Raw genomic sequence first — 14,567 nt, forward strand, 5'->3', positions numbered from 1 at the left:
GTGGACACCGCGCCCGGTCAGCCGGCGCCGGTCTGGCACATCTATCCGCAGGGCGATCGCTGCCTGCTGGTCGTGTTCGGCGATTCCATCGACGCCGGCGTGGGGCGGCGCTGCCTGGCCGTGGCGGCCCTGCTGCGCGACGCCGGGCTGCCCGGCGTCACCGACGTCGTCCCTTCGTTCGTCGCGGTGGCGGTGCATTACTCGCCCGGGCCGGATAACGCCGGCCCGACCTTCGCATTTCTGGCCCGCCGCATCGAAACCCTGCTGGCCGCGGGCATACCGGACGCGGACAATACCGCCCGGGACGTGGAAGTGCCCGTCTGCTATGGCGGCGAGCACGGCCCCGACCTGCCGGAAGTCGCGCGCGCTGTCGGCGTCACGCCGGACGAGATCGTCGCCTTGCATACGCAGCCCGGCAGCATGGTGTTCATGCTGGGATTCGCGCCGGGCCATCCCTATATCGGCGTGCACGACGCGCGCCTGAACCTGCCGCGGCGCGCCTCGCCGCGCACCGCCGTGCCGATGGGATCGGTGGCCATCGCCAACCGCCAGACCGTGATCTATCCCAGCCGCCTGCCGGGCGGATGGAACATCATCGGCGCCACGCCATTGAAGCTGTTCGATCCGGCACGCGAACCGGCGTCGCTGCTGCAGCCCGGCGACCGGATCCGCTTCGTTCCGATCGATGCGGCCACCTTCGCGCGCATGCGGGCGGAGCAGGCATGAGCGTTCGCGTGTTGAAGCCGGGCTTGCTGTCCTCCTTGCAGGACCTGGGACGGCTGGGCTACCAGCACCAGGGCATACCGGCCGCCGGCGCCATGGACGCCAGGGCCCACCGCCTGGCCAGCCTCCTTGCGGGCAACGACCCGGCGCGCACCGCCTCGCTGGAAATCACCCTGCAGGGGCCGACGCTGCGCTTCGAACGTGCCGCCTGCTTCGCCCTGGGCGGCGCATCGCTGCGCGCCGCGCTGAACGGCCAACCGTTACCGGTTAACCGGCCGCTGCTGGCTCGCGCGGGCGACGAGCTCTCTTTCGGCGCGCCCATCTTCGCGCCCGGCGAGACCGCGCCCGGCGCGGCGCCGGGCCTGCGCGCCTATCTGGCGGTCCACGGCGGCTTCGCGGTACCGCCGCTGATGGGTAGCGAAAGCACCTATCTGCGCAGCGGTTTCGGCGGCCACCATGGGCGGGCGCTGGCCAAGGGCGACACCATCGAGCTGCGCTTGTACCTGCGCGACGACGGCCTGGATGCGCTGGAGGATGCCCAATGGCAGACGCGGCTGTACCTGCCGGGCACGCTGGCCGCGCGGACGCGGGCCACGGTGCGGGCGATGCCGGGACGGCAATGGGAAGACTTCAGCGCCGCGGCGCGCGCGGCCTTCGGCCAGGAGCCGTTCATCGTGACGCCGCAGTCCGACCGCATGGGATACAGGCTGGACGGCCCGGCGCTGGCCATGGACACCCCACGCCAGATGCTGTCGGAGGCTACCTGCTTCGGCACAGTCCAGGTCCCCGCCGATGGCGCGCCCATCGTGCTGATGGCAGACCGCCAGACCACCGGCGGCTATCCCAAAATCGCCCAGGTCGCCAGCGTCGATCTCCCGGCCTTGGCACAAACCGCGCCCGGTAGCACCATACGCTTTGAAATGATTTCCCTGGAGCAGGCACAGCGGCTGGACAGCGATCGGGAGACCGCATTCGCGCACCTGGCCGCGGCCCTCGCGCCCCTGCGCGCGCTGTATGCGCGCCATACATACGAACCGGACTGACGGAGCACAGCCATGGGTTTATCCATAGATTTGAACTGCGACATGGGCGAAAGCTACGGCGCCTGGAAAATGGGCAACGATGAAGGCGTACTGGAGTACGTATCGTCGGCCAACATCGCCTGTGGTTTCCATGGCGGCGATCCCGGCACCATGCGCCGCACGGTGGCCGCGGCACTGGCGCGCGGCGTGGCGCTGGGCGCGCATCCGAGCCTGCCCGACCTGGCCGGCTTCGGTCGCCGCGTCATGCAGATCAGCGCCTCCGAAGCCTACGACTTCATGGTCTACCAGATCGGCGCGCTGGCCGGCGTGGCCGCTTCGCAGGGCGCGCGGCTGCACCATGTGAAGGTGCACGGCGCGCTGTACAACATGGCCGCCAAGGACCGCGCCCTGTCGGAAGCGATCTGCCGCGCGATGCGCGACGTCGATGCCGGTCTGGTGCTATACGGGCTGGCGGGCAGCGAACATATCCGCGCCGCCGAGGCGCTGGGCGTGCCGGTGGCGCAGGAAGTCTTCGGCGATCGCTCTTACCAGGACGACGGCTCGCTGACGCCGCGCAGCCACCCGGGCGCGATGATCACCGAGGTCGACAAGGCGGTCGAACAGGTGCTGCGCATGGTGCAGGAAGGCAAGGTCCGCTCGGTCAACGGTAAGGACGTGCCGGTGCGCGCCGACACGCTTTGCATCCACGGCGACCAGCCCAATGCCCTGGTCTTCGCCAGCGGCATCCGCGCGGCGCTCGAAAAAGCGGGCATCGCGATCAAGACGGTGGCCTCGGCGCGCACGCCGGCCTGAGGGCCGATTTGCCGGCGGCGCGGGCCGTTCCGGCAACGGCGCGCGGACTGATCAGGCCGCGCCGATTCCGCGCGCGCTGACTTCTTCGGCATAGGCGCGTAGCACCATCGGCAACATCCAATGCGCGCATTCGCGCCGGGCCGCCGCCGCCCGGTCGAATTCGCGGCTGGCGACCGCTTCGCTCACCCGGCCGACGAAAGAAGCCACTGCGCCCACGTCGGAAAAGCCGCGGCGGTACAGGTTGTAGCGCAAGGGCTCGCAGCGCTCGTTCAGCCGATGCACGGCCTCCCGCAAAGGCTCGTTGCCGACGAAATCGACAATTTCCAGGAAGGCACTGCGCACGGTGGAGAGATAGCTCAGCACGGCGCGCTGCGGCTCGCAGCGCTCCAGGCGGCCATGCACCTCGCGCAGGCGGCCCAGCAGCGGTTCAAGGTCCTGGTACTCGGACAAGCCGCGAATGGCATAGCCTTCCAGCTCGGCGCGCAGCAAATAGAGCTGGCGGATTTCACGCTCGGTGTACAGCACCACGCGAAACCCCCGCCGCTGCGCATGCGTGGCCAGCCCGCTCAGCTCGAGCAGGCGCAGCGCTTCGCGTATGGGACTGCGGCTGGTGCCGAAACGCCGTTCCAGCTCCTGCTCGCGCAGCGGCTGGCCGGGGGGCAAGGTGCCGTCGATAATCATCTTGCGTACCTGCTCGTAGAGCAGGTACGGAATAGTGGCCGGCGCCTTGATTTCCATACCCCTTCCTGAAGGCAATCGTTCGGTCGCGCTCGTGGCGCATAACAGAATGATACAACCCGATAGAGGCCGAAATCGGCTTACCGCCAAAATTCAAAAACACCGCGGCCGAAGCCGCGGTTTCCGGGGTTCGTCCTACACCAGCACGCGTTCGATCCCGCCGGCGTTGGCCTGCCTGACGTAGTTCTGCATCCAATCCTGCCCGAGGATATGGCGCGCCATTTCCACCACGATGTAGTCTGCCTCCATCGCGGTGTCGCCCTTGTAGCGCGACAGGCCCTGCAGGCACGACGGGCAGGAGGTCAGCACCTTGACGTCGCCGTCGAACCCATCGGCGCGCACCGCCTCGTTGCCCTTGCGCAGTTCCTCTTCCTTGCGGAAGCGCACCTGCGTGGAGACGTCGGGACGCGTGACGGCCAGCGTGCCGGACTCACCACAGCAACGGTCGCTTTTCAGCGTGCCGTCGCCGACCAGCGACTTCACGGTCTTCATCGGATCCTGCAGCTTCATGGGGGTATGGCAAGGATCGTGGTACATGTAGCGCACGCCTTGCACACCGTCCAGCTTGATGCCCTTTTCCAGCAGGTATTCGTGGATGTCGACCAGGCGGCAACCCGGGAAGATTTTGTCGAACTCGTAGCCCGCCAGCTGGTCGTAGCAGGTACCGCAGCTGACCACGACCGTCTTGATGTCCAGGTAGTTCAGCGTGTTGGCGACGCGGTGGAACAGCACGCGGTTATCCGTGATGATCTGCTCGGCCTTGTCGTTCATGCCGTTGCCGCGCTGCGGGTAGCCGCAGCACAGGTAGCCCGGCGGCAGCACCGTCTGCACGCCGGCATGCCATAGCATGGCCTGCGTCGCCAGGCCCACCTGCGAGAACAGGCGCTCCGACCCGCATCCCGGGAAATAGAACACGGCCTCGGTATCGGCAGATGTGGTGCGCGGGTCTCGGATGATGGGAACGTAGTTGGCATCCTCGATATCCAGCAGCTTGCGGGCCGTCTGCTTGGGCAGGCCGCCGGGCATTTTCTTGTTGATGAAGTGCACCACCTGTTCGCGCAGCGGCGCCTTGCCGACGGTGGCCGGCGGATGGCGCGTCTGCTTGCGCGCCAGGCCGGCCAGCAGGTCGTTGGCCGCGCGCTGCACCTTGTAGCCCACGCCCACCATCGCCTTGCGGGTGGCGTTGATGGTGGCGGGATCCTTGGCGTTCAGGAAGAACATCGCCGCGGTGGTGCCGGGGTTGAAGGACTTTCGTCCCATGCGGCGCAGCAGCGCGCGCATATTCATCGACACATCGCCGAAGTCGATGTCCACCGGGCAGGGGTTGTAGCACTTGTGGCAGACGGTGCAGTGGTCCGCCACGTCCTCGAATTCCTCCCAGTGCTTCAGGCTGACGCCGCGGCGCGTCTGCTCTTCGTACAGGAAGGCCTCTACCAGCAGCGAGGTCGCCAGGATCTTGTTGCGCGGCGAATACAGAAGATTGGCGCGCGGCACATGGGTGGCGCATACCGGCTTGCACTTGCCGCAGCGCAGGCAGTCCTTGATGGACGAAGAGATGGCGCCGATATCGCTTTGCTGCATGATCAGCGACTCGTGGCCCATCAGGTTGAAGCTGGGCGTCCACGCATGCGTCAGGTCCGCGCCCGGCATCAACTTGCCCGCATTGAAGCGATCGTGCGGATCGACGCGGCGCTTGTAGTCCTGGAAGGGTTGCAGTTCTTCCTGCGTCAGGAATTCGTACTTGGTCAGGCCGATGCCGTGCTCGCCGGAAATAACACCGTCCAGGTCGCGGGCGATCCGCATGATGCGGGCGACGGCCTCGTTGGCCTCGCGCAGCATGCCGTAATCGTCGGAATTGACCGGAATGTTCGTATGCACGTTGCCGTCGCCGGCATGCATGTGCAGTGCGACGAAAACGCGGCTCTTGAGCACGCGCGCGTGGATGGCGCGCATCTCGTCCAGCACCTTCTGGCAGGCCGAACCGGAAAAAATCCCCTGCAACTGCGCCAGGACCTCGGTCTTCCAGGAGACGCGCACCGTGCGGTCCTGCACGACGTCGAACACCCGCGCGTCCGCCTGCGCCCCGATGCGGTCGGCCAGGGTCGATTGCATGTGGCTCATGCCCAGACCGGCCAGGTCCGGCAGCGCCTGGCTCAGCGGTTTGTCCAGCTCGTTCAGCAGGTACTGCCAGCGGGCCCGCGTGGCGGCGATCAGCTCGCGCGCCTGGCGGGTGCGTTCGGCCAGGACTTCGGCGCGCGTGATTTCCGCGTCCTCGGCGTCTTCGGCCTTGCCCAGCGGCAGCGGCTGCCCGAGGAAGGTCTCCAGCTCGTCGAGCAGGCGCAGCTTGTTGCGCGTGGACAGCTCGATGTTGATGCGTTCGATATGGTCGGTGTATTCGCCCATCCGGCCCAGCGGGATCACCACGTCTTCGTTGATCTTGAAGGCGTTGGTATGGCGCGCGATGGCGGCGGTGCGCGAGCGGTCGGCCCAGAATTTCTTGCGGGCTTCCGCGCTGACCGCGACGAAGCCTTCGCCGTGGCGCGTGTTGGCCAGGCGCACGACTTCACTGGCGGCGGTGGCCACGGCGGATTCGTCGTCGCCGACGATGTCGCCGATCAGCACCATCTTGGGCAACTGGCCGCGCTTGCTCTTGGTGGCATAGCCCACCGCGCGCAGGTAGCGTTCGTCCAGGTGCTCCAGCCCGGCCAGGATGGCGCCACGCTGCTTGCCCTCGGTGTCCAGGTAATGCTTGACTTCGATGATCGACGGGATCGCATCGCGCGCCTGGCCGAAGAACTCCATACAGACGGTGCGCGTATGCGCCGGCATGCGATGCAGTACCCAGCGCGCGGACGTGATCAGGCCGTCGCAGCCTTCCTTCTGCACGCCGGGCAGCCCGGCCAGGAATTTGTCCGTGACGTCCTTGCCCAGCCCTTCCTTGCGGAAACGGCGCCCTTCGATTTCCAGGGTTTCGCTGCGCAGCGGCGTCCCGCCGGGCTTGCCCCGGCCGTCGAACCATTTGAGCTCGAAGCGGACGACGTCCACGTCGTGGATCTTGCCCAGGTTGTGCTCCAGCCGGGTGACTTCCAGCCAGTTGCCCTCCGGGTCCACCATGCGCCACCAGGCCAGGTTATCCAGCGCGGTGCCCCACAGGACGGCCTTCTTGCCGCCCGCGTTCATGGCGATATTGCCGCCCACACAGGATGCCTCGGCCGAGGTGGGATCCACGGCGAAGACGTAGCCGGCCTGCGCGGCCGCGTCGGCCACGCGCTTGGTCACCACGCCGGCACCGGTGAACACCGTGGCCACGGGATCCGCGACGCCGGGCAGCGGGGTCAGTTCGACCTTGCCCAGCGTTTCGAATTTCTCGGTATTGATGACCGCCGATTTCCAGGTCAGCGGGATCGCGCCGCCGGTATAGCCGGTGCCGCCCCCCCGCGGAATAATGGTCAATCCGAGTTCGAAACAGCCGCGCACCAGCGCCGCGATTTCGTCCTCGCTGTCGGGCGTCAGCACCACGAAGGGGTACTCGACGCGCCAGTCGGTGGCGTCGGTCACGTGCGATACCCGGGACAGGCCATCGAACTTGATGTTGTCGCGCGCGGTCACGCGTCCCAGCACCTTCTGCGCCTGCCGGCGCAACTGCGCGGTCTGGTCGAACTGCGCCTCGAAGCTGGCGACGGCGGCGCGCGCACGGTCGATCAGCTGCAGCACCTTTTCGTCGCGGTACAGGTCGCGCCCTTCCTGGAAGTCGATGCGGCTGGGCTCGCGGCGCTTGTCGATCTCACCCAGGCGGTGATGCAGCGCCTCGATCAGCAGGCGGCGGCGCTTGGGATTGTCCAGCAGGTCGTCCTGCAGGTAAGGATTGCGGCGCACCACCCAGATGTCGCCCAGCACCTCGTACAGCATGCGCGCGGACCGGCCCGTGCGGCGCTCGGCGCGCAAATCGGCCAGCAATTGCCAGGCGTCCTCGCCCAGCAGGCGGCCGACGACTTCGCGATCGGAAAACGAGGTGTAGTTGTAGGGGATTTCACGCAGGCGGGTGCCGGGTGCCGGCGGGACCGCCGCGTTCAAGAGCTGGCTGGCGAGGGGGGCGTTCATGGATGCTGAAGGGTGGCCCTTAAAAAATCATTTTAAGCCATAGGATGATGCCGCTCCGGAAAACCCCCAGGGCGGCACGGGCTGACACCGTGCTGAAGCCGGCGTCCGGCCACCGGCCGGCGACGCCCGTCGGTATCGCGCAGCGCGCAAGCGGGCGGCGCCCGCCAGGGAGCCCGCCCGCGCTCAGACGTGCGGAAACATCCATACCAGGCTGCCGGTCATCACCAGGTAGCGCAGGAATTTACCGATGGCCATGTACACCAGGCAAGGCCAGAATGCCAGGCGCAGCCATCCCGCCACGGCGCACAGCGGGTCCCCCACGGCAGGCATCCAGGAAAGCAACAGCGCCGGCGGGCCCATGCGGTGCAGCCAGTCGTGGGCTTTTTGGTGCCAGCGTCCCTGCCCGGCACCGGCGCGGGCCTCGTGGGCGCGGTGCGGGTGTTTTTCCTTCCAGCGTTCGGCGGCGCGCCAGGCGCCCCAGCCCATGGCGTAGCTGATCGCCCCGCCCACGGTATTGCCCGCCGTGGCGACCAGGACGGCCGGCCAGAACATATCGGGCATCAGCTTCACGTAGCCGAACACCGCCGGTTCCGAGCCCAGGGGTAGCAGGGTCGCGGAAACCAGGCTGATAATGAATATGGCGCTGAGGCCGACGTCGGGCAGCGCCAACGTGGCAAGGAGCCAGTTCACGGCGGACGTCAGGGCTGCTTCCATGCCGCGCAGTGTAGCCGGAACCCTGTGGTAATCTGCCCGACGCTTTCCAAACCCGTGCCTTGCAGTCCATGTCCACCGACTATCTGAAACGCATCCTCACTTCGAAGGTCTACGACGTCGCCGTCGAGTCCCCGCTGGAACCGGCCACCCTGCTGTCCCAGCGAATTTCGAACACGGTGCTGCTCAAGCGGGAGGACACCCAACCGGTGTTCAGCTTCAAGCTGCGCGGCGCCTACAACAAGATGGCCAACATGGCGCCCGCGGCACTGGCGCGCGGCGTGATCGCGGCCTCGGCCGGCAACCACGCGCAAGGCGTCGCGCTGTCGGCCCGCAGGCTGGGATGCCGCGCCGTCATCGTCATGCCGACCACCACGCCCGACGTCAAGGTCGACGCCGTGCGGCGTCTTGGCGGCGAAGTCGTCCTGGCGGGCGAAAGCTTCTCCGACGCCTATGCCCACGCCAAGGAACTGGAACGCAAGCAGAAGCTGACTTTCGTGCACCCCTTCGACGATCCGGACGTCATCGCCGGACAGGGCACCGTGGGCATGGAAATCCTGCGCCAGCATCCGGGCCAGCTCGATGCGATTTTCGTCGCCATCGGCGGCGGCGGCCTGATTTCCGGCGTGGCGGCATATATCAAGCAGTTGCGGCCGGAAGTAAAAATCATCGGCGTGCAGACGGAAGACTCCGACGCCATGCTGCGCAGCGTGCGTGCCGGACGGCGCGTGGTGCTCAACGACGTCGGGCTGTTTTCCGACGGCACGGCGGTCAAGCAGGTGGGCGCGGAAACCTTCAGGCTGGTTCGCAAGTACGTGGACGACTTCGTCGTCGTCGATACGGATGCCATCTGCGCGGCGATCAAGGACGTATTCCAGGATACCCGCAGCGTGCTGGAACCGGCCGGCGCGATGGCGGTAGCCGGCGCCAAGCAGTACCTGGCCCAGCATAAGTGGAAGAACAAGACCGTGGCGGCGATCGCCTGCGGCGCCAACATGAATTTCGACCGCCTGCGCTTCGTCGCCGAGCGTGCCGAGGTCGGCGAGATGCGCGAAGCGGTGTTCGTCGTCTCCATGCCCGAACAGCGCGGCAGCTTCCGCAAGTTCTGCGAACTGGTGGGCGACCGCAGCGTCACGGAATTCAACTACCGGATATCCGATGCCGTACGCGCCCACGTGTTCGTCGGACTGCAGGTGTCGTCGCCGGCGGAACCCGAAAAACTGGCCACCAACTTCCGGCGCCACGGATTCGACACGCTGGACCTCACGCACGATGAAATGGCCAAGACCCACCTGCGCCATATGGTGGGCGGCCGGTCGTCCCTGGCGCACGACGAACTGCTGTACCGCTTCGAGTTCCCCGAACGCCCCGGCGCGCTGATGCGCTTTCTGAGCGCCATGAATCCCAGCTGGAACATCAGCCTTTTCCATTACCGCAACCAGGGCGCGGACTACGGCCGCATCCTGGTCGGCATCCAGGTGCCGCCGTCGGACAAGAAGCAGTTCAAGCAGTTCATCGCCGAATTGGCGTATCCCTGCTGGAACGAGACGGAAAATCCGGCCTATAAACTGATACTCTGATCGACCCCGCAGTCGCGGGCATACCCAGCGGGACGCGCCGGATGGACATCCAGCTCAATGACATCGCTTTGTTCGTCGAAGTCGCCAAGCGCAAGAACTTCAGCCATGCGGCCGAAGCGCTGGGCCTCCCTTCGGCTACGCTCTCCAAGCGCGTTACCGAACTGGAGCGCCGTGTCGGCCTGCAACTTCTGACGCGCACGACGCGCCGCATCGACCTGACCGAAGCGGGCGCCCTGTATTTCGAACGCTGCCGCCACATCATCGAAGAAGCCCGCGTGGCCCACGAGCAGCTTCAGGATATGGCGGCACTACCCCGCGGCCGGCTGCGCGTTTCCATGTACGTCAGCCTGGCGCACCTGGTGCTGCCGGTCGTCATGCGCGAATTCACGGAGCAATACCCGGACATCGAATGCGAATTCGACCTCAGCGGCCGCCCCCTGGACCCGATCAGCAATCCCTTCGATGTGGTCCTGCGGGCCGGCCAACAGCCGGATTCCAGCCTGATTTCGCGGCAGTTGATGCTGATGGATCATCAACTTTATGCGTCCCACGATTACCTGGCACGCCACGGGCAGCCGCTGACGCCGGCGGATCTCAGCCACCATGACTGCCTGCGCTTTCCCTCCGGCGAAGGCGCGACGTCCTACTGGATGCTCCATTCCGGCGAACGCGTCGAACGGGTGGCGGTGTTCGGCAGGCTGATCGCCAATAACACCGGCATGCTGGCGCGCCTGGCGGCACGCGGCATGGGCATCGTGCCGCTGCCCGTATTCCATGCGATGGAAAAGGCCATCGCCGCCGTGGGCCTGGTCCGGGTGCTGCCCGAATGGAGCCTGACGCCCCTGCCGCTGTTCGCCCTGCTGCCCTCGCGCACGATTCCCGCCAAGACCCGCGCCTTCCTGGATTTCATCCAGCCGCGTCTGCAGGAACAGCGCTAGCCCCCACCGCCCTGCCCGCCGGGAAGCGACCCGCCCGCCTCCCGTGCTTCACTTCGCCCTTGACTCTATTTTTCATGGTTGTGAAAATACATTCACAATACCGAAAACTGGAGACACAATGGCCACTTCCCTTCCCGCCTGGCTGGTCCGCGAGGCCGACGTAGCCGGCTACCACCCCGCCAACCACCTGGGCACCACCAATCGCCGGCTGATCGGCCGGGAAAATGTGGGCGCCCGCAGTGTCGAAGTGATTCTGGGCGTCATCGAAAAGGGCAAGGGGGCGCTGCCGCACGCCCATCCCGGCATCGAGCAGGTCTGCTACCTGCTTTCCGGAACCGCGCGGGCGGAGGTCGACGGCGTCGCTGCCGACATGCAGGCCGGGGACTGCTGCTACTTCCCGCCCGACATCCCCCACGTCTTCACCGTCACCAGCGAACAGCCGGCGCGCCTGCTGGTGATCTACACCCCGCCTTACGAGGAAAACCCTGACCGGGTCATCCGGCAGGCATAAAAAAACCCACACAGGAGACAACCACCATGAACCGTATTCGCTTCGTCGGCCGCCTGGCCGCCATGGCGGCCGCCGCTTTCGGGCTGGCCGCGCTGCTGGCCCAGCCCGAGGCCCGGGCCGCCTATCCGGACCGGCCCATCACGCTGATCGTGCCCTTCCCGGCCGGCTCCGGCACGGATGCCGTGGGGCGGATTTTCGCCACCGAGTTGGGCCGTCTGCTGAACGGCCAGGTCGTGGTAGAGAACAAGCCGGGCGGCAACGCCACGATCGCCGCTTCCTACGTGGCGCGCGCCAAGCCTGACGGATACACCTTGTTCGTCACCACCAATACTTCCCATTCGGCCGCGCCGTACCTGATGAAGAACGTCCCGTACGATCCGGTAAAGGACTTCACGCCTATCGCGCGCGGCGGCAACCTGCCCTTCATCCTGGTGGTCAACCCCAAGCTGCCGGTCAAGACGGTGCGCGAGCTGGTGGCCTATGCCAAGGCCCATCCCGGCAGGCTGACCTATGCCAGCGGCAATAGCACCGGCATCGTGGCGGGCGCCACCCTGGCGCGCCGCGCCGGCATCGATATCGTGCACATTCCCTACAAGGGCACGCCCCAGGCCATTACCGACGTGGTCGGCGGCCAGGTCGACATGATGTTCACCGACGTCGCGTCCGGGCTGCCCTTCGTCCAATCCGGCAAGATGCGCGCGCTGGCCGTCTCGACAGCGGCGCGCAGCAGCGTGGTGCCGGATATCCCCTCGATGGAAGACGAGGGAATATCCGACTTCGACATCAATTCCTGGAACGGCTATTTCGGCCCGGCCGGGATGCCGGCGGACGTGGTCCATACGCTGAACGCCGCCATCAATAGAATCGTCGCCGACCCGCGGGTACGCAAGCAGCTGGCGGGCCTGGGCTTCGATGCCTTCAGCGGCACACCCGAGGACTTCTCCGCCTTCGTCTCGCAGCAGTTGCAACTGTGGGGCAAATTGATCAAGGACGCGGGAATAGAGCAGCAATGACACAAGACGACGCAGCGCGCGGGCGCACCGGCGAGCCCAGCGCCGGCCCGCTGGCCGGGGTACGCATCCTGGACCTGACCGCCGTGGTGATGGGCCCCTACGCCACCCAGGTCCTGGCCGACCTGGGTGCCGATGTCATCAAGGTGGAATCCCCGGCGGGCGACAACATGCGCGCCGTCGGTCCCATGCGCAACCCCGGCATGGGACACCTGTACCTGCACTTGAACCGCAACAAGCGCTCCATCGTGCTGGACCTGAAGCAGTCCGCCGGACGCGATGCCTGCCTGGCGCTGGCGCGGGATTGCGATGCGGTGCTGTACAACATCCGCCCGCGGGCCATGGCGCGGCTCGGCCTGGACTACGCCGCCTTCGCGGCGCGGCGGCCGGATATCGTCTATGCCGGCGCTTACGGATATGCCGAAAACGGCCCATATGCGGGGCGGCCGGCCTACGACGACCTGATCCAGGGGCAGACCGGCATCGCCGACCTGTTCCGCCGCCAAAGCGAAGGCGAACCGCGCTACGCGCCCCTGACCCTGGCCGACCGCGCCGTCGGCCTGCACATGGCGATCGCGCTGCTGGCCGCCGTGCTGCACGCGCGCGCGAGCGGCCAGGGCCAGAGCCTGGAGATCCCCATGTTCGAGGGCATGGCCCATATGGTGCTGGGCGATCATCTGGGCGGCTGGACTTTCGACCCGCCGCTCGGGGAAACCGGCTATGCGCGGCTGCTGGCGCCCCACCGCAAACCCTACGCCACGCGCGACGGCCACATCTGCCTGTTGATCTACAACGACAAGCACTGGCGCAATTTCTTCGAGGCCATCGGCCAGCCCGCCATGGCGGCGGACCCGCGCTTTTACACGCATACGGCGCGCGCCGAGCACATCGGCGCGGTCTACGCCTACGTCGCCCAGGTCATGCTGACACGCGACACGGAAGACTGGCTGCGGCTGCTGGCCGCCGCCGACATCCCCGCCTCGCGCCTGTACGGCATCGAGGATCTGGTCGCCGACCCGCATCTGCGGGCCACGGGGTTTATCCGCACCGTGGAGCATCCCACGGAAGGGCGCCTGCGCACACCGGCGCCGCTGGGCCGCTTCGATGCGACGCCGACGACGCTGCGCCGGCCCGCGCCCCGCCTGGGCGAACACAGCATCGAAGTCCTGCGCGAAGCGGGCTTCGCCGAATCGGCCATCCAGGCGCTGCTGGACGCCCAGGCCACCTACGATGGGAAACGCTGATGGACTACGCATTCACGCCTGAACAAGTCGCCATCCGCGACGCGGTGGAACAGATCTGCGCCCGCTATCCGGACGACTATTGGCTGGAACGCGATCGCGAAGGCGGCTTTCCGCATGGATTGCATGCCGACCTGGCGCGCGACGGCTGGCTGGGCATCGCCATGCCCGCCGAATACGGCGGCGCGGGCCTGGGCATGACCGAAGCCGCGCTGATGATGCAAACCATCGCCGCTTCCGGTGCCGGCTTCGCCGGCGCTTCGGCGGTGCACATGAACATCTTCGGCCTGAATCCGGTGGTCGTCTTCGGCGACGCGGAACAGCGCGCCCGCTGGCTGCCCGACCTGATCGCCGGCAGGCACAAGGCCTGTTTCGCCGTCACGGAGCCCGACGCGGGCCTGGACACCACCCGTCTGGCCACGCGTGCGGTGCGCGAAGGCGACCACTACGTGGTGCATGGGCGCAAGATCTGGATTTCGACGGCGCAGGTCGCGCACAAGATGCTGCTGCTGGCGCGCACCACGCCGCTGGCGGATGTGGACAAGCCCACGCACGGGCTTTCGCTGTTCTACACCGACCTGGATCGCCAACGCGTGGAAGTCCGCGAAATCGACAAGATGGGGCGCAAGGCGGTCGACTCCAATATGCTGTTCATCGACGGGCTGCGCATCCCGGCGGCCGACCGGATCGGCGAAGAAGGCCGCGGCTTCGAATACATCCTGCACGGCCTGAACCCGGAGCGCATCCTGATCGCCGCCGAAGCCGTGGGCATCGGCCGCGCGGCGCTGGACCGCGCCGTGCGCTATGCCGGCGAACGCACGGTATTCGGCCGCCCCATCGGGCAAAACCAGGGGGTGCAGCACCCGCTGGCCCAGGCCTGGATGCAGCTGGAAGCCGCCGATCTGATGGTGTTCAAGGCAGCATCCCTGTACGACGCCGGGCAACCTTGCGCGCCCTATGCCAACGCGGCCAAATACCTGGCGGCGGAAGCCGGCCACAACGCCTGCCAGACCGCGGTAATGACCTTGGGCGGCATGGGTTACGCCAAGGAATACCATGTGGAACGCCTGCTGCGCGAAAGCTATATCCCGCGCATCGCGCCCGTCAGCCCGCAATTGATCCTGTGCTTTATCGCGGAAAAAGTGCTGGGCCTGCCTAAATCCTACTGACTTTTTTCGG

Annotated in this window: 12 protein-coding genes; 9 read left to right on the forward strand and 3 right to left on the reverse strand. The window is 66.8% G+C overall.

Annotated features, from left to right (window positions below; translation table 11 throughout):
• Genes pxpB through ACO1P8_RS18975 form a run of 3 tightly spaced genes read left to right on the forward strand, consistent with a single transcriptional unit; the run spans window position 1 to window position 2,558 of the window.
• The gene (pxpB, locus tag ACO1P8_RS18965) at window positions 1-726 is read left to right on the forward strand and encodes a 5-oxoprolinase subunit PxpB (RefSeq protein WP_486297441.1); all 726 of its coding nucleotides are present in this window, start codon (window positions 1-3) and stop codon (window positions 724-726) included.
• Window positions 723-1,766, forward strand: coding sequence for a 5-oxoprolinase subunit C family protein (locus tag ACO1P8_RS18970; RefSeq protein ID WP_486297442.1), 1,044 nt, complete (start codon window positions 723-725; stop codon window positions 1,764-1,766). The genes pxpB and ACO1P8_RS18970 overlap by 4 nt, the downstream gene beginning before the upstream one ends.
• 12 nt (window positions 1,767-1,778) lie before the next feature.
• Complete coding sequence (locus ACO1P8_RS18975) at window positions 1,779-2,558, forward strand: LamB/YcsF family protein (protein ID WP_486297443.1); 780 nt, start codon at window positions 1,779-1,781, stop codon at window positions 2,556-2,558.
• Window positions 2,559-2,609: 51 nt separating this feature from the next.
• On the opposite strand, the gene ACO1P8_RS18980 is transcribed toward ACO1P8_RS18975, so the two are convergent.
• The 3 genes from ACO1P8_RS18980 to ACO1P8_RS18990 all read right to left on the reverse strand — a co-directional run bounded on the left by ACO1P8_RS18980 (window position 2,610) and on the right by ACO1P8_RS18990 (window position 8,111).
• A complete protein-coding gene (locus ACO1P8_RS18980) occupies window positions 2,610-3,296 on the reverse strand; it encodes a GntR family transcriptional regulator (RefSeq protein WP_486297444.1) in 687 nt (228 codons plus the stop codon).
• A 135-nt stretch (window positions 3,297-3,431) separates the two neighbouring features.
• Window positions 3,432-7,397: a DUF3683 domain-containing protein gene (locus ACO1P8_RS18985; RefSeq protein WP_486297445.1), complete on the reverse strand. Its 3,966-nt coding sequence runs from the start codon at window positions 7,395-7,397 to the stop codon at window positions 3,432-3,434.
• Between the two features lie 183 nt (window positions 7,398-7,580).
• A complete protein-coding gene (locus ACO1P8_RS18990) occupies window positions 7,581-8,111 on the reverse strand; it encodes a YqaA family protein (protein WP_486297446.1) in 531 nt (176 codons plus the stop codon).
• Window positions 8,112-8,179: 68 nt separating this feature from the next.
• Here ACO1P8_RS18990 and ilvA point away from each other — a divergent pair, with 68 nt between their 5' ends.
• The 6 genes from ilvA to ACO1P8_RS19020 all read left to right on the forward strand — a co-directional run bounded on the left by ilvA (window position 8,180) and on the right by ACO1P8_RS19020 (window position 14,557).
• Window positions 8,180-9,688 (forward strand): threonine ammonia-lyase, biosynthetic, encoded by a 1,509-nt coding sequence (gene ilvA / locus ACO1P8_RS18995; protein ID WP_486297447.1) that lies wholly within the window; start codon window positions 8,180-8,182, stop codon window positions 9,686-9,688.
• 41 nt (window positions 9,689-9,729) lie between these two features.
• Window positions 9,730-10,626 (forward strand): LysR family transcriptional regulator, encoded by an 897-nt coding sequence (locus ACO1P8_RS19000; RefSeq protein WP_486297448.1) that lies wholly within the window; start codon window positions 9,730-9,732, stop codon window positions 10,624-10,626.
• Between the two features lie 118 nt (window positions 10,627-10,744).
• On the forward strand, window positions 10,745-11,137 hold the full coding sequence (locus ACO1P8_RS19005) for a cupin domain-containing protein (protein ID WP_486297449.1): 393 nt from the start codon (window positions 10,745-10,747) through the stop codon (window positions 11,135-11,137).
• Window positions 11,138-11,163: 26 nt separating this feature from the next.
• Window positions 11,164-12,150: a Bug family tripartite tricarboxylate transporter substrate binding protein gene (locus tag ACO1P8_RS19010; protein WP_486297450.1), complete on the forward strand. Its 987-nt coding sequence runs from the start codon at window positions 11,164-11,166 to the stop codon at window positions 12,148-12,150.
• A complete protein-coding gene (locus tag ACO1P8_RS19015; RefSeq protein ID WP_486297451.1) occupies window positions 12,147-13,391 on the forward strand; it encodes a CaiB/BaiF CoA transferase family protein in 1,245 nt (414 codons plus the stop codon). Before ACO1P8_RS19010 ends, ACO1P8_RS19015 begins: the two co-directional genes overlap by 4 nt.
• Window positions 13,391-14,557, forward strand: coding sequence for an acyl-CoA dehydrogenase family protein (locus tag ACO1P8_RS19020; RefSeq protein ID WP_486297452.1), 1,167 nt, complete (start codon window positions 13,391-13,393; stop codon window positions 14,555-14,557). The genes ACO1P8_RS19015 and ACO1P8_RS19020 overlap by 1 nt, the downstream gene beginning before the upstream one ends.
• Window positions 14,558-14,567 lie beyond the last annotated feature (10 nt).

It is taken from the genome of Bordetella sp., assembly GCF_057362025.1.

What these genes read in the sequence shown, in the direction of transcription:
- ACO1P8_RS18970 (WP_486297442.1), top strand. Translation starts at nt 723, where the DNA reads ATGAGCGTTCGCGTGTTGAAGCCGGGCTTGCTGTCCTCCTTGCAGGAC.
- ACO1P8_RS18975 (WP_486297443.1), top strand. Translation starts at nt 1,779, where the DNA reads ATGGGTTTATCCATAGATTTGAACTGCGACATGGGCGAAAGCTACGGC.
- ACO1P8_RS18980 (WP_486297444.1), bottom strand. Translation starts at nt 3,296, where the DNA reads ATGGAAATCAAGGCGCCGGCCACTATTCCGTACCTGCTCTACGAGCAG.
- ACO1P8_RS18985 (WP_486297445.1), bottom strand. Translation starts at nt 7,397, where the DNA reads ATGAACGCCCCCCTCGCCAGCCAGCTCTTGAACGCGGCGGTCCCGCCG.
- ACO1P8_RS18990 (WP_486297446.1), bottom strand. Translation starts at nt 8,111, where the DNA reads ATGGAAGCAGCCCTGACGTCCGCCGTGAACTGGCTCCTTGCCACGTTG.
- ilvA (WP_486297447.1), top strand. Translation starts at nt 8,180, where the DNA reads ATGTCCACCGACTATCTGAAACGCATCCTCACTTCGAAGGTCTACGAC.
- ACO1P8_RS19000 (WP_486297448.1), top strand. Translation starts at nt 9,730, where the DNA reads ATGGACATCCAGCTCAATGACATCGCTTTGTTCGTCGAAGTCGCCAAG.
- ACO1P8_RS19005 (WP_486297449.1), top strand. Translation starts at nt 10,745, where the DNA reads ATGGCCACTTCCCTTCCCGCCTGGCTGGTCCGCGAGGCCGACGTAGCC.
- ACO1P8_RS19010 (WP_486297450.1), top strand. Translation starts at nt 11,164, where the DNA reads ATGAACCGTATTCGCTTCGTCGGCCGCCTGGCCGCCATGGCGGCCGCC.
- ACO1P8_RS19015 (WP_486297451.1), top strand. Translation starts at nt 12,147, where the DNA reads ATGACACAAGACGACGCAGCGCGCGGGCGCACCGGCGAGCCCAGCGCC.
- ACO1P8_RS19020 (WP_486297452.1), top strand. Translation starts at nt 13,391, where the DNA reads ATGGACTACGCATTCACGCCTGAACAAGTCGCCATCCGCGACGCGGTG.